This is a genomic window from Providencia sp. JGM181, from assembly GCF_018257375.1.
GTDB classification, from domain to species: Bacteria; Pseudomonadota; Gammaproteobacteria; order Enterobacterales; family Enterobacteriaceae; genus Providencia; species Providencia lanzhouensis.
In genome coordinates this window covers 1-12,190 of record NZ_JAERJY010000111.1, presented here as the reverse complement: position 1 = coordinate 12,190, position 12,190 = coordinate 1, and the positions used below count along the sequence as shown (strand labels likewise).

Here is a 12,190-nt window from a genome sequence, read left to right as displayed (position 1 = left end):
AGACAGCAATCAATATATATGACCCACATTAATCATACTGCCATGAATTTGCAACGTTGTTGCCATTGTAACCAAAAAATAGTGACTCCGCCTTTTCAACCACGGCAAGTCATTGTTTGCCCAAGATGTTCTAGTCAACTAAATGATGGGCGCTCATGGTCACTCCGTCGTCTTGCTCTATTATCTATCACTTTATTGCTTCTTGCGCCCATCGCTTTTTGGCAGCCATTGATTTCTATTCATCTATTTGGCACCCAAATCAATGCTAACGTGCTTGATGGCGTCCGCTTAATTAGCGAGCAAGGTGACCCTTTTACCGCCAGCATTGTGGCTTTTTGTGCGATAGCTGCACCGCTACTTTTGCCTATTTCGATTTTATCTTTGGTATTAGCACGTTATCTGGCCATCAACATGCGCCCTATTTTACTGATGATGAAGCATCTCAAAGAGTGGGTCATGCTGGATGTCTATCTTGTCGGTTTGGGTATCGCCGCGATTAAAATGCAAGATTACGCGACAGTTTATGTCGGGCACGGGTTGATTGCGTTTAGTACTATGTCTTTGATTAGTATTATCATTTTAATCCATATTAATCTCGATGAACTGTGGCGGCGGCTTTATCCTTTAGAAGAAAATGCAGATGCGCCTCATGCAGAAACCTGCCTAGCCTGCCATTTTACTGGCGAACCCAATAAGAAAGGCAAGTGCCAGCGCTGCCACCGCCCACTTCACCATCGCGAACCTTTAAGCTTACAAAAAACATGGGCCGCACTGATTGCCGCCATGGTATTGCTAATCCCTGCTAACCTACTGCCTATTTCGACGTTTTATTTAAATGGGCGACGCTTAGAAGATACAATTTATTCCGGTGTCGTTTCCTTAATTGATTCAGGAAACTGGCCGATTGCTATTATCGTTTTTATTGCCAGTATTTTGGTGCCCTTCGTAAAGATTATCATCATGATACTGTTATTATTTTCAATTCAACTTAAAAGCCATACAGACCCTGTGTTACGGATGAAATTACTGAAATTCGTCTCATGGATTGGGCGTTGGTCGATGTTAGATTTATTCGTCATCGCCTTGATGATGACCTTAGTTAACCGCGATATGCTAATGTCATTTACTATGGGGCCTGCGGCTTTATATTTTGGTACCGCTGTTATTTTAACTATCCTTGCTGTTGAGTGGTTAGACAGTCGATTAATTTGGGATTCTTATGGAAAATCAAAACCATCAAAATGAAGCTTCGGATGAAGTTTCGGAGGTTATCAGCCGTAAAAGGACGACAATTTCGCCCTTTTGGCTGCTTCCCATCATCGCGATCATGATCGCAGGCTGGCTGCTATTCCAACAATGGGTGGAACGTGGCACGCAAATTACCATTCAATTTTCATCTGCCTCTGGCGTTGTTGCAGGTCGAACGCCAATTCGCTACCAAGGTGTGGATGTTGGCATGGTGCAAACCGTTTCTATTAGTAGCGATATGAAAAGCGTAATTGTCACCGCCAATGTGAATAAAGATATGCGCTCTGCACTCACTTCTGGAACGCGCTTTTGGCTAGTAACGCCTAAAGCCTCACTAGCCGGTGTATCAGGCTTAGATGCTCTGGTAGGTGGGAACTATATTGGGATGCAGCCAAGCACTGGCTCGCAAAAATCCCAATTTGTGGCGCTCGATACACCACCTCAGCGAAACTTAAACGAAGGTGAATTACTCATTTACCTCACCGCGAAAGATTTAGGTGCATTAAACGAAAACTCCCCTGTTTATTACCGTAAAGTTCCGGTCGGTTATATTTCTGATTACTCCTTATTACCTGAAAATAAAGGCGTATCCATCGCGGTTATTATTAAAAAACGCTACGTGAATCTCGTACGATCGGATAGCCAATTTTGGAATATCTCTGGTATTGAGGGAGGATTCGACTTAAATACTGGCGCCAGTATCAAAATGGAAAGCCTTTCGGCAGTGATCAATGGCGCTGTCGCATTCGATTCCCCAGAAAACAGCCTGCCAGCACAAACCGGGCAGCAATATGAATTGCAGCCGAGTAAAGAGGATGTCAAACCGCTTGATCAGCAAGGCAATATAGACTTGCAACTTACCCTCACCGCATTGGATACCTTCGGGGTAAATGTGGGGCAACCTGTTATCTACCGCGGAATAAAAATCGGTGAAGTGTTACAACGTCACTTAACAGATGACAATGTTCAGTTCCAAATTGCCGTGTTTAATGAATTTAAACATTTGGTTAAACAAGACAGTAAATTTGTCGCCAATAGCCGTGTCGATGTGCAATTAGGTATGAGCGGATTGCAATTCCAAGGTGCGACACCTCAAGAATGGCTGGAAGGTGGCTTACATATCATTCCAGGAAAAGGGAAAGATACATTACCAGACTCATTCCCGTTATATCGTACCGATGAAAATGCCAAGGCGGGTATTTTAGGTTCCATGTTACCGACCACCATTACGCTAAACACCAATACCCTTCCCGACATTCAACAAGGTTCAGTGGTGTTATATCGCCAATTTGAAGTCGGTAAAATTGTGTCGATTAAACCAAACAATGACGGCTTTGCAGTGAATGTGTATATCTCAGGTCAATACCGTAATTTATTGACTCCACAAAGCGTATTCTGGGCTGAAGGTGGTGCTAAAGTTCAGTTAAATGCTGGAGGTTTAACAGTTCAAGCCTCCCCGCTCAGCCGTGCGTTTAGTGGTGCAATTAGCTTTGACAATATTCAAACTGGCTCTTTAGATACTTCACGCCAACATACACTTTATCCATCAGAAACGGCGGCAAAAGCGATTGGTAGTGCGGTAACACTGACAACCTTTGATGCGTCTAAGCTATCCGAAGGCATGCCTATTCGCTACCTAGGGATTAATATCGGACAAATCGAATCACTGAAACTGTCTGCGGATAACCGCGAAGTAAAAGCGAAAGCGATTCTGTATCCTGAATATGTAGAAAACTTCACCAAAATTGGCAGCCGTTTCGCCATTGTGACCCCTGAACTTTCCCCATCGGGGGTTAACAACCTCGATACGCTGATCCAACCGTATATCAGTGCAGAGCCTGGGCGCAGTAATAAGAGCCGTTTCCAATTTGAACTGCAAACTGCCAACATTACAGATTCCCGTTATCTCGATGGTCTCACCATTATCCTTGATGCTAGCGAAGCGGGGTCTATTCAGGTAGGAACGCCAATTCTGTTTAGAGGATTAGAAATCGGAACCGTCACTGGGCTTTATTTGGGAGAACTTTCCGATCGCGTTTATATTGCAACACGCATAGGTAAAGAATACCAATATCTGATCCGCGATAATACCCAGTTCTGGTTATCTTCCGGTTACAATCTCGCCTTTGGTTTAACAGGCGGCGTAGTGAAAAGCGGTACATTCAAGCAGTTTGTTCGTGGTGGAATTTCGCTGGCAACCCCGCCAACAGTGCCACTGGCACCTAAAGCTAAGCCTGATCAGCATTTCATTCTGAAATTAGAGCCACCTGCGGACTGGTTAGACTGGGGAACCCCTATTCCCAAAAAATAATCCCTCACAAGGCGTCATGTTTCACAGCATGACGCCTTTTTTATTCCATTCTACTGAAAATATATTTTGGAAACGAATTCCATTTATACTATGCTTAATTTCGTTGGGCTAATTTTTTATTGTAAAAATAAAGAGTAAAGAGGAAACGTTATGAGCATAGTTAAATTGAAAATCTCTTCCTATGAAATCAATGATGCAGTCATGACTGATAAGCGTAGTGATACTGTGAGTATTCCTTGCGATTCCGATTCTGAGTTTTGTATGCAATTGGATGGTTGGGATGAACACACGAGTATCCCTGCGACACTGGATGAAAAACCGGTTCTGCTCTATCGCCAGCGTTATGATAAAGAAAATCATCATTGGCTAATGAGAATTGCTTGATGAAGATGGTGGTATTCAATAGAACGGTTAGATGGGAAATAACACAAAAAAAAGAGGCCTGGTAGATTCCGATTACCGGGCCTTGGGAAATGGCTCTGGCAGAGCCGTGCGCTAAAATTGCCATTGAGACGTAACAAAGTACTCCCTAATACTAGCGTTCAGCTTACGTTCTTACCACTTAAATTAGCAATTAATTTACATATTTTTAACACAATTTATTGCTTAATTTTCTAAGATTGAGCTATTTGCATGATAAGTTAAACCTATCTAAGCAATCAGCAAAACCTTTCAATTGCCATCTCCTTGATATTTCTAGCTAAAGGCTAACTACATCCTATTTACTCTCACATAGTTTCTCGGCGGCTTGCTTCAGCGGTAATACTCGCTCTTCAACTGATTTAGTGGTTTCGATAGGCGCTAATAGCACATCAATCGGTTGTGCTTGGATCTCTTTCTTTTCCATTTGTGCCGTTGCAATACCATTCAATGGATGCTGCATTAACGTAGATGGGTTGATGACCACCAATGCGCCATTCGCTCGACACTCTAACATTACTTCTTCACGCTTTAGCGGCCAATCGTCGCCAAACTGTTTTTTGCTAACGCTCGCCAGTGGAGCCGCCATCGCCGTACTGAATGTTCCACCCAGTACTAACGCACAAATTATGAATTTGAATTTCATTGAAAATGACCTTGTCAAACGGGGTTATACAAAGATATGCGCCATTATACAGGTTGATAGGTAGCAAAAATAGCCACGGCAAGGATGGCAATCGTACCAAGCAGCAATTCAGCCCAACTATTTATTATCAAATAATTAATCTGCCCTTGCTGTTGAAGACGTGGTACGACCCAATAACGATTCGTTAATGCCAATAGCACCATCAACCCAACCAACGCAATTTTTAGCCATAGCCAAGATTGGTATTCGGATAGTGTTGAGGTGAATGGCCAGCCCGGCAATAAAATCAGACTATTAATAATCCCCGTTATTAGTACACAAATCACAGCAATATGCCCTAATTGCGAGTAACGCTTCATTGATACAACAATTTGCGTTTCTAGCCCTGCTTTTAACTGTTCTTTACTACGTAAAAATTGAATACAAATAAGGAAAGGCCACAAGCCCCCAAACCAATACGCACAACTAATTAAATGAATGAATTGATTAGTTTGATGAGCAATTCCCAGCCACCCTTCATGCATCGCCGCATGACCAATAAAGGCATGCAGACCCAGAATAATGACGGAGAAACCAAGAATGAGATAAAGTTTTAAGGTGATCGGGCGTATAAATAGAACGGCAAACAAACCGACAGCACTGAGGATTTCCCAACGCCAGATTTGACCAAAGGTAGTGCCAAGTACACCTTGCCAAATATCCATATTCAACGCATCTTCCCAGCCATCGCCCATCAAACCAGATTGTGCAATCATCCAGCAAAATGTGGTGATGATAGTAATAACTGCGCTAAATATAATGCTTTTTTTCAGTGCATCTTGGAGTAGTACGCGAAATTGCCCATGGGAAACTATCACCGCAAACATCGACATTCCACACATCAACATTGCGGCGATAAAATGAGCAAATCGCGTTAAGGTATAAAATGCTTCCAGTGACATATTATTTCACAGTGAAGCTATAGTTCCCTTTGGTTTTATGCCCATCAACAGAGACAACGCTCCATTGAACATCGTACTTACCTGCGGCTAATTTGCTTTCAACAGGAATAATAACTTTGGTGTTATTGCTAGGATCTAACGCGGCTTTACCCGTCTTGATTATTTGCTTGTTCTCATCCGTTACATTGACCTTAGTAAAGTTAACTTCAATACCTTCAGAAAAGTTTAATGTGATAGCTTCTGGTGCCTGCTCTAATGCCGCGCCCTCAGCAGGTAATTGATCTTTAAGATGCGCATGAGCAAATGCTTGTTGGAATGACATACCTAAGAACAGTACAGCGACCGCACTTAATTTACGCCAAGAAGATTTTATTTGGTTGATTGGCATAGTAACCTCTTAATTTGCAGGTGAATTTAGATATATTGCCAATCATTATACGGAAAATAATACGATACGCAGCGATAAAATCAGATTTTATCATTCAGCTTGTGAGGCTTGGCACAAAATGCGAATAAAACTCACTCGCAAAAATAGAACAAGCGCCATTCATCTCTGAATTGGCGCTTGATAAATAACCCAAAAATCGAGTTATTGAAAAGAATAATTAAACGTGTGCCGCTGCCGCTAAGCCTTTCAAATCTTTATCCAGCAGGAATAATGATTTACCAGACTCACCCACCATGCCCAGTTTATCCAGTACAGATTTGAACAGTTTCTCTTCTTCATGCTGCTCTGCAACATACCATTGCAGGAAGTTGAATGTTGAGTAATCTTGGGTGGTCATGGCTAAATGCGCAAGTTTATTGATTTCTGAAGTAATTAATTGCTCATGCTCATACGTTTTATTGAACACATCAGCGATAGAATCAAAATTTTCTGGTGGTGCAGCAATCGCGCCTAAGCGTGGTAATGCCCCTGTATCGCTAAGGTAATTAAATAAACGCTGCATATGCTCCATTTCTTCTTGTGAGTGAGCTTTCAAAAATGCAGCTGCACCTTCAAAACCTTTATCACTACACCAAGCACTCATTTGCAAATACAGATTAGCGGAGAAAAACTCAAGATTCAGTTGTTTATTTAACGCTTCAATCATGTCAGCTTTTAACATATCTTTACCTTAATGATGATGATTTTATGAAGTTATATCCCACAGTAACATAATAAATGCATTCAGAAAACATTCTTCCTATAAAAATTAATTTATTGATTAACAATAACTTTTTGTAAAAATAACACGAATCAGTCGCATTAGCTTTTATTCATCATGATAATCCTAATTGCTTACTATTATCATGTTTGAATTTAATTTTATTCGCTAACCATCTCACTATTTCATCAAGATTTTTTGAACTTCAATTGCTACAATTCACGCTGATGTTGTTAACCGTTAGGATTTGAAATGAGCCACAATCTTGCCACCCTCCCAAAAGAAGAGATGGACAAAATTAACGTTGACCTGCTGGCTTCCGGTGTTGCTTTTAAGGAACGTTATAATATTCCCATTATTCCTGATGCCATCGAACGTGAGCAACCAGAACATTTGCGAGATTATTTTCGTGAAAGACTGGTCCACTATCGCCAGTTATCGATGAATTTCGCTCGCATGCCCTACGAGCCAAGAAATCGCTAAGAATGGAATTTTAGACACAAAAAAAGGAGAATGTAATTCTCCTTTGACCATTTTCAAACCTATAGTTTTGGAAATGGCTCTTTTGGGTTGTAAAATTAACAAGGAAAATCAATGTATTGATTTTCGCCTGATAACACAAAGAGGGAACAACCACGTTTTATCCCTCTTTGTCATCAACCTCAGGAGAGTTAGACTCTCCTTTTTCATTCTATAAACCCACAGATTATTTGCTGGTGTTATAGGTGATGGTATTGTTTTTACAATCCACAGCGACACGATAATGCAAATCGGATTTCGACCCTCTGACCACTAAAGGCAGCGAGTAGCCATCTTCCGTTTTCGTCACTTCACTATCATTGATCCATGCAACCGCTTTTTTACCCACGGCCGCTTTTTCATCCGCCCAACGTGGTAACCGGTTATTCATAAAATCATTTTTAACCTGCGCCGCAATTTGTGGCTCAGTAAGATTGCCACAGCTCACAAATGCCGCTGCTTTACCTTCTTCCTTGTTAGCACTGAATGCAAACGAACTTAATACAAGCGCACAACTGCCTAAAACCATTGCTATTTTTTTATTAACATTCATACCGTCCTCCGGCATCTACGAAATGTAGATGAAATTGAGATCCATTGTACTCACCAAAACTGCAGCATCATTAACAACGCGCGTATAGGCAGACGTTGTCTATTTAGTGTAGTTGTAAAAATCAAACCTATGAGCAAAATGACTTAACTGATATGAATTTATCAGAAATATTTTTAAATGTTAATAGGATGTTTATTAATTATTAATTTTCGTCATCGAATCGAGCAACAATTTGCTCTTTACCTTGATGGTTTTCCCTGATTTCTTGAGCAACCAGCGCAATCGCTTCTCCGCTGCTCATGCCTTCTGCCATCAGTTGGTGAATGCGTTCAACCGCTTCTTGTTGCTCTGCGTGGGAAAGTGCTGGCATACCTGAAAACATAATCAACCTCTTTAAATTGCAGACTTATTTAATACGTTAAGATTTTCAGCAAATTTTAACAGCTCTTACCTTAATAAGGTAAGATTATATGGTAATCTGGCATTATTCACTTGTGGAACCTGATTTTAATTGATTGATATGGCTATTAATAAAATACAACTCCCTTACAACCCCAATGTGGCATTAGATTATTTTGCACCGTTATCGCACCAACCATGGGCCATGCTGCTTCATTCTGGTCAAGCTGAACACTCTCATAACCGTTACGATATGATTGTCGCTGATCCAGCTGTCACCCTATTAACGCGCGGTTTGCAAACGGAAATTCAAGCGCAAAATCAGCCTGCTCAGTTTTCAGAAAAAGATCCCTTTGCCCTTTTACAGCAATATATGGATCAATATCAAGTCGCCAAATTTACTGATGAAACTCTGCCGTTCCAAGGTGGTGCAATGGGAATTTGGAGCTATGACTTAGGTCGCCGTATCGAAAAACTTCCTGAACTTGCTACCACTGAACTGCAATTTCCCGATATGGCGGTGGGCATCTATTTATGGGCTCTTATTGTTGACCATCATGAACAGCGTGTGACCTTATACAGCCATCAAGATGTCGAGCAACGACTCGCTTGGTTGCAGGCTCAAAAAGCCTCTCGTAAAAGTGCCTTCGCACTAACATCCCCATGGCATGCCAACATGACCGAAGCGCAATACCATGAAAATATTGCCCGTATCCATCAATATTTACGTGAGGGGGATTGCTACCAAATCAACCTAGCCCAGCGCTTTAAAGCCAAATATAAGGGCAATGAGTGGGATGCATTTTTAACGCTGAATGAAAGCAACCGTGCCCCATTCTCCTCGTTTATTCGCTTACCCGATAATGCGGTTATCAGTGTTTCTCCTGAACGCTTTATTTTACTAGAGAAAGGTGAAATTCAAACTCGCCCGATTAAAGGAACCTTGCCTCGCTTAGACTCACCAGAAGAAGACCAACTCCAAGCAGAAAAGTTAGCCAATTCGCCAAAAGATCGTGCTGAAAACTTGATGATTGTGGATTTACTGCGCAATGACATTGGACGCGTTGCTAAGCCGGGCACCGTACGCGTTCCTGAGCTTTTCAAAGTGGAGCCATTTCCCGCAGTTCATCACCTCGTGAGCACTATCACTGCCACATTAGACAGCCAATACAAAGCTACCGACTTACTGCGTGCCTGTTTCCCTGGCGGTTCCATTACGGGCGCCCCGAAAATTCGTGCAATGCAGATCATTGAAGAATTAGAACCCAATCGTCGACATGGATATTGTGGCGCAATCGGCTATATTAGTTTCTGTGGCAATATGGATACGAACATCACAATCCGTACACTGATAACTGATAAAAAACAGATTTATTGCTGGGCTGGTGGCGGTATTGTTGCTGATAGCCAAGCAGATAAAGAGTACCAAGAAACCTTTGACAAATTACGCCTGATTTTGCCAAAACTAGGAAAACTCGATAGCGATGACTGAGCTAAATAGCTTTATTAACCGTTTTCAATTTACACTCCCGCTTTCTCGCCAACCCGCCACATCGGCGGGTAAAGCGGCCGCAGTGCTATTGCCAATTATTAATAAATCCAATCCGACATTATTGCTCACGCAACGGTCACCACTATTACGTTCTCATGCCGGTCAAGTGGCATTTCCAGGCGGTTCACGCGATCCTGAAGATTCAAACTTAATTGCGACCGCATTACGAGAAGCCTACGAAGAAGTCGCCATTCCACCAGAGAAAGTACAGGTCTTAGGGCAACTTGCACCTATCTCCAGTATTGGCGGGTATCAAGTCACCCCAATTGTGGGTCTTGTTCCCGATAATATTCGTTATCAGGCGAATCCAAGCGAAGTTTCCTCTATTTTTGAAATCCCCCTGTTTGATGCGTTATCCCTGCAAAAACATAAATATGTGGATATCAACCGCTCCGGCCGCGAAAAACGGATCTTTTTCTATTGGTATAACAATCACTTAGTCTGGGGTCTAACTGCATCCATCCTGCATCAGCTTGCCCTACAACTGGATTAGTCTTCATAGTCAATAATCCTTTTATTCAATCATTTTTCCACTATCCAAAATACAATTAGTGCTATTTATAACCAATCCACCTTATGTAACTACCTTATTTCAAAAAATACTTTAAACTTACTGGTTAACACTACGAAATAACAGTAAAGTAGCGCCCTTTAAAATAAATCACTATATCTTCATCTTTTGTTTAAGGAGTCCTGCGTGATAAGCGTTTTCGACATGTTTAAAGTGGGCATTGGCCCTTCAAGCTCTCATACCGTTGGTCCGATGAAAGCTGGGAAAGAATTTGTCGATGATTTGGTCAATAAGCAATTATTGCCATCCGTCACCCGTGTCGCAGTAGACGTTTATGGCTCTTTATCCCTAACAGGTAAAGGTCACCATACCGATATCGCCATTATTATGGGTTTAGCAGGTAACCTCCCTGCTACCGTTGACATTGAATCAATTCCATCCTTTATCAAGAATGTGGAAGAAACAGAAAAGCTGCTATTAGCCAATGGCACTCATACTGTTGATTTCCCACGTGAGGGTGGCATGAATTTCCGTCAAGATAACTTACCGTTACATGAAAACGGTATGACTATCCACGCCTTTGCTGGCGATAAGGAAATTTACACTAAAACTTATTATTCCATCGGCGGTGGTTTCATTGTCGATGAAGAACATTTTGGTCAAACCTCTTCAGACAGTAAACCTGTCTCTTATCCGTTTAATTCCGCGAGTGAATTACTCCTAAAATGTAAAGAATCTGGCTTATCGATTTCTAGCCTGATGATGAAAAATGAGCTGGATTTGCACCCTCGTGAAGAAATTGACGCTTACTTTGCGGATGTATGGAAAACCATGCAAGCCTGTATTGAACGCGGCCTGAACACTGAAGGGGTCCTTCCAGGTCCATTGCGCGTTCCTCGTCGTGCACCGGCACTGAACCGCTTAGTGACCTCTGCGAGTAAACTGTCTAATGACCCGATGAACGTGGTTGATTTAATCAACATGTATGCATTGGCCGTTAACGAAGAAAACGCAGCGGGTGGTCGTGTTGTTACAGCGCCAACTAACGGTGCTTGTGGTATCGTTCCGGCTGTTTTGGCCTACTACAACCATTGCGTTGAACCCGTTACACCAGAACTTTACTTGCGCTATTTCTTAGCGTCCGGCGCCGTTGGTATTCTGTATAAAATGAATGCGTCTATTTCGGGTGCAGAAGTGGGTTGCCAAGGCGAAGTTGGTGTTGCCTGCTCAATGGCGGCGGCAGGTTTAGCAGAATTATTTGGCGCAAGCCCAGAGCAAGTCTGCATTGCAGCTGAAATTGGTATGGAACACAACTTAGGTTTAACCTGTGACCCTGTTGCCGGACAAGTTCAAGTACCTTGTATTGAACGTAACGCAATCGCCTCTGTTAAAGCTATCAATGCCGCACGCATGGCTTTACGTAGAACCAGCGAGCCTCGCGTTTCTCTCGATAAAGTTATCGAAACCATGTACGAAACGGGTAAAGATATGAATGCCAAATACCGCGAAACATCTCGTGGTGGCTTAGCTATCAAAGTCCAGTGTGATTAATCAGTAAGATTAAGCCTCCCTCTTCATTGCTCATTTAAATGGTGAAGAGGGAGCTTTACCCTCACTCTTTCTGCGCTTATTTAATTTTTTTAATTAAGTCTATTAAACTCCAACACCTTCATCAAAATAACATCTCCCCTCTTTTTGCTTTTCTCGTTTCAGCTTTCGATTTTTATCGTCTACGAACGTTTTATTTCTTCAGTACTCTCACGCGGGATTCTATTTTTTGAATCGCTATTTCCATTCTGTTATTCCTTTAAATTCTATTGGTCAGCCCTGTTTTTGCTCACTTTTTACTCTCCATGACGAATTTCTTATCAAATAAACCAATTTTTTGTTACCGATAACAGAGTGTCACTCTTTCTTATTGAAATAAACCAAAATTATACTC

The 12,190-nt window shown here is 41.9% G+C and carries 13 protein-coding genes; 7 read left to right on the top strand and 6 right to left on the bottom strand.

The features are described from left to right. Window positions 1–18: 18 nt before the first annotated feature. The 3 genes from yebS to JK188_RS13300 all read left to right on the top strand — a co-directional run bounded on the left by yebS (window position 19) and on the right by JK188_RS13300 (window position 3,943). Window positions 19–1,245: a paraquat-inducible protein A gene (gene yebS, locus JK188_RS13310; RefSeq protein ID WP_211885757.1), complete on the top strand. Its 1,227-nt coding sequence runs from the start codon at window positions 19–21 to the stop codon at window positions 1,243–1,245. Beyond that, window positions 1,220–3,559 carry an MlaD family protein gene (locus JK188_RS13305; RefSeq protein WP_211885758.1) on the top strand — a complete coding sequence of 780 codons (2,340 nt, stop codon included), beginning with the start codon at window positions 1,220–1,222 and terminating at the stop codon, window positions 3,557–3,559. Before yebS ends, JK188_RS13305 begins: the two co-directional genes overlap by 26 nt. Before the next feature lie 150 nt (window positions 3,560–3,709). After that, complete coding sequence (locus tag JK188_RS13300; protein ID WP_211885759.1) at window positions 3,710–3,943, top strand: DUF1480 family protein; 234 nt, start codon at window positions 3,710–3,712, stop codon at window positions 3,941–3,943. 334 nt (window positions 3,944–4,277) lie between these two features. On the opposite strand, the gene JK188_RS13295 is transcribed toward JK188_RS13300, so the two are convergent. The 4 genes from JK188_RS13295 to ftnA all read right to left on the bottom strand — a co-directional run bounded on the left by JK188_RS13295 (window position 4,278) and on the right by ftnA (window position 6,675). Then, window positions 4,278–4,625: a DUF2511 domain-containing protein gene (locus JK188_RS13295; RefSeq protein ID WP_211885760.1), complete on the bottom strand. Its 348-nt coding sequence runs from the start codon at window positions 4,623–4,625 to the stop codon at window positions 4,278–4,280. Between the two features lie 44 nt (window positions 4,626–4,669). Continuing rightward, entirely contained in the window at window positions 4,670–5,566 is an 897-nt protein-coding gene (gene copD / locus JK188_RS13290) for a copper homeostasis membrane protein CopD (RefSeq protein WP_036954843.1), read from the bottom strand. Between the two features lies 1 nt (window position 5,567). Further along, the gene (gene copC, locus JK188_RS13285) at window positions 5,568–5,954 is read right to left on the bottom strand and encodes a copper homeostasis periplasmic binding protein CopC (protein WP_036954840.1); all 387 of its coding nucleotides are present in this window, start codon (window positions 5,952–5,954) and stop codon (window positions 5,568–5,570) included. Window positions 5,955–6,171: 217 nt separating this feature from the next. Next, complete coding sequence (gene ftnA / locus JK188_RS13280; protein WP_006658792.1) at window positions 6,172–6,675, bottom strand: non-heme ferritin; 504 nt, start codon at window positions 6,673–6,675, stop codon at window positions 6,172–6,174. 291 nt (window positions 6,676–6,966) lie between these two features. Here ftnA and JK188_RS13275 point away from each other — a divergent pair, with 291 nt between their 5' ends. Next, a complete protein-coding gene (locus JK188_RS13275) occupies window positions 6,967–7,197 on the top strand; it encodes a DNA polymerase III subunit theta (protein ID WP_036954833.1) in 231 nt (76 codons plus the stop codon). 223 nt (window positions 7,198–7,420) lie between these two features. On the opposite strand, the gene yebF is transcribed toward JK188_RS13275, so the two are convergent. Both yebF and JK188_RS13265 read right to left on the bottom strand, forming a co-directional pair. After that, the gene (yebF, locus tag JK188_RS13270) at window positions 7,421–7,786 is read right to left on the bottom strand and encodes a protein YebF (protein WP_036954829.1); all 366 of its coding nucleotides are present in this window, start codon (window positions 7,784–7,786) and stop codon (window positions 7,421–7,423) included. Window positions 7,787–7,988: 202 nt separating this feature from the next. Further along, window positions 7,989–8,168 (bottom strand): YoaH family protein, encoded by a 180-nt coding sequence (locus tag JK188_RS13265; protein WP_036954826.1) that lies wholly within the window; start codon window positions 8,166–8,168, stop codon window positions 7,989–7,991. 138 nt (window positions 8,169–8,306) lie between these two features. Here JK188_RS13265 and pabB point away from each other — a divergent pair, with 138 nt between their 5' ends. The 3 genes from pabB (at window position 8,307) to JK188_RS13250 (ending at window position 11,799) form a co-directional block, all read left to right on the top strand. Next, window positions 8,307–9,677, top strand: a complete 1,371-nt coding sequence (gene pabB / locus JK188_RS13260) for an aminodeoxychorismate synthase component 1 (protein WP_211885763.1) — start codon at window positions 8,307–8,309, stop codon at window positions 9,675–9,677. Further along, window positions 9,670–10,230 carry a CoA pyrophosphatase gene (locus JK188_RS13255; RefSeq protein ID WP_211885765.1) on the top strand — a complete coding sequence of 187 codons (561 nt, stop codon included), beginning with the start codon at window positions 9,670–9,672 and terminating at the stop codon, window positions 10,228–10,230. Before pabB ends, JK188_RS13255 begins: the two co-directional genes overlap by 8 nt. 204 nt (window positions 10,231–10,434) lie before the next feature. Beyond that, complete coding sequence (locus JK188_RS13250) at window positions 10,435–11,799, top strand: L-serine ammonia-lyase (protein ID WP_036953382.1); 1,365 nt, start codon at window positions 10,435–10,437, stop codon at window positions 11,797–11,799. Window positions 11,800–12,190: the final 391 nt, after the last annotated feature.

Coding starts and splice junctions, on each gene's coding strand:
- JK188_RS13295 (WP_211885760.1), bottom strand. CDS start 4,625: ATGAAATTCAAATTCATAATTTGTGCGTTAGTACTGGGTGGAACATTC.
- yebS (WP_211885757.1), top strand. CDS start 19: ATGACCCACATTAATCATACTGCCATGAATTTGCAACGTTGTTGCCAT.
- JK188_RS13255 (WP_211885765.1), top strand. CDS start 9,670: ATGACTGAGCTAAATAGCTTTATTAACCGTTTTCAATTTACACTCCCG.
- pabB (WP_211885763.1), top strand. CDS start 8,307: ATGGCTATTAATAAAATACAACTCCCTTACAACCCCAATGTGGCATTA.
- JK188_RS13275 (WP_036954833.1), top strand. CDS start 6,967: ATGAGCCACAATCTTGCCACCCTCCCAAAAGAAGAGATGGACAAAATT.
- JK188_RS13305 (WP_211885758.1), top strand. CDS start 1,220: ATGGAAAATCAAAACCATCAAAATGAAGCTTCGGATGAAGTTTCGGAG.
- copD (WP_036954843.1), bottom strand. CDS start 5,566: ATGTCACTGGAAGCATTTTATACCTTAACGCGATTTGCTCATTTTATC.
- ftnA (WP_006658792.1), bottom strand. CDS start 6,675: ATGTTAAAAGCTGACATGATTGAAGCGTTAAATAAACAACTGAATCTT.
- copC (WP_036954840.1), bottom strand. CDS start 5,954: ATGCCAATCAACCAAATAAAATCTTCTTGGCGTAAATTAAGTGCGGTC.
- JK188_RS13300 (WP_211885759.1), top strand. CDS start 3,710: ATGAGCATAGTTAAATTGAAAATCTCTTCCTATGAAATCAATGATGCA.
- JK188_RS13265 (WP_036954826.1), bottom strand. CDS start 8,168: ATGTTTTCAGGTATGCCAGCACTTTCCCACGCAGAGCAACAAGAAGCG.
- yebF (WP_036954829.1), bottom strand. CDS start 7,786: ATGAATGTTAATAAAAAAATAGCAATGGTTTTAGGCAGTTGTGCGCTT.